Source organism: Candidatus Cloacimonadota bacterium (assembly GCA_034661015.1).
Classification (GTDB): domain Bacteria; phylum Cloacimonadota; class Cloacimonadia; order JGIOTU-2; family JGIOTU-2; genus JAYEKN01.
In genome coordinates this window covers 1-1,483 of sequence record JAYEKN010000289.1, presented here as the reverse complement: position 1 = coordinate 1,483, position 1,483 = coordinate 1, and the positions used below count along the sequence as shown (strand labels likewise).

The window sequence follows — 1,483 nt, the reverse complement described above, 5'->3', positions numbered from 1 at the left end:
AATTATCAATTATCAATGTATTTGACTCTGTGATCAATCCTGCAAATTCCGGGGACACCATACTTAATTATTCCAGGGACAATCATTTTATTTTTTACTTTGAATTCGGGGAACACAATATTTATTTCTAACCAGAAAATGCACCGGATAAACCGGTGATTTTCATGTTAGCTCTTGAAACACATTAGGATATTCATAATAAATGAAGAATATGGTATACATTGAGTCATCAGTAATAAGTTATTTGACTTCCAGACCAAGCAGAGATGTTATTATTGCTGGAAGGCAGGCAGTCTCTCATGACTGGTGGGAAAATCATAGACATCGGTTTGATTTACGTATATCTATATTAGTAGAAGAAGAAATCAGCCAAGGTGATTTTGAAGCTGCAAAACTTCGTACCAATAAAATATCAGAGATAGAAAATTTGTCTATTTCGGATGAAGCAACAGAAATTGCAGAATTGCTATTATCACAAGGAGCTGTCCCAAAAGGAAGTGAAGAAGATGCATTACATATCGGAATTGCAGCAGCTCAAGGAGCTGACTATCTCCTTACATGGAACTTCAAGCATATTAATAATGCTGAAACCAAGAAAGCCATTATAGAATTAGTTGAATCTTGTGGATACATATGTCCACAACTATGTTCACCAGATGAACTCGGAGGTATTTCAAATGATTGATGATCCTATAGTCGAAAAAATTCGTTCATACAGAAAGAAACATGCTGAGAAATTTGGAAATAATTTAAAACTCATTGTAGAAGATTTAAGAAACAAAGAGAAAAAATCAAAACATATTTTCTCTAATCCTGGTCCAAAGTTACTATTAAAAAAGACTGGGAGCTAACCAGCACATGCACATGGATTCAAAAAAGCTCTTAAATTCTGGTGCCGGCAGGTACGGCCTTACTTTCAGCCCTTTTTTTGTAAATATTGAAGAAAAGGATTTTAAGTAATTTATGCATTCATCAAAGGATGCAATCTCTCCTTTATTTTGCAGGGGAATTTTTCAGCTGCCTCTTTCATGATTAAATTTTATGGTAAATTTTAATTTATATTAAATCTAAAAACAGAAATACTATTAAAGACAATCACTTAACAGAATGAATATTATACATTTTTATGCTTCTCTATAACCGGCATGGCCGGAGCATGGTCATTCTCATCGGCCACAACAAACAATGAAAGTCATGCGATTGCAGTACGTTGGACAGACTTTTATATAAAAATTTGGCATCTTTCATATCAGCATAAAAGTAGTTTACACTTTTTGGGAGAAATCCCCTTTAAACAGGGAATGGTTTCAGAAAGTGTAAGATACTTATGAAGGATGCCAAAAATTTCAGGAATGAATAATGAAGAAGATACAAAGTCCCCATGATAAATATGTTAAATTTAATCTGTCAATCAAAAGCAATGCTGTTGAGCTCTTTAAAAATTGTATTCCAGAGGATCTGCTCAAGCTTGCGGATTTTAATA

The 1,483-nt window shown here is 33.6% G+C and carries 2 protein-coding genes; both read left to right on the top strand.

Annotation, left to right across the window (positions count from 1 at the left end; genetic code table 11):
- The first annotated feature begins 202 nt into the window (after positions 1-202).
- Entirely contained in the window at positions 203-685 is a 483-nt protein-coding gene (locus U9P79_10105) for a type II toxin-antitoxin system VapC family toxin (protein MEA2104974.1), read from the top strand.
- On the top strand, positions 678-851 hold the full coding sequence (locus U9P79_10100) for a hypothetical protein (protein ID MEA2104973.1): 174 nt from the start codon (positions 678-680) through the stop codon (positions 849-851). Before U9P79_10105 ends, U9P79_10100 begins: the two co-directional genes overlap by 8 nt.
- Positions 852-1,483 lie beyond the last annotated feature (632 nt).

Bases quoted from the DNA above. Each gene is read 5' to 3' on its own strand.
- U9P79_10105 (MEA2104974.1), top strand. From the start codon at position 203: ATGAAGAATATGGTATACATTGAGTCATCAGTAATAAGTTATTTGACT.
- U9P79_10100 (MEA2104973.1), top strand. From the start codon at position 678: ATGATTGATGATCCTATAGTCGAAAAAATTCGTTCATACAGAAAGAAA.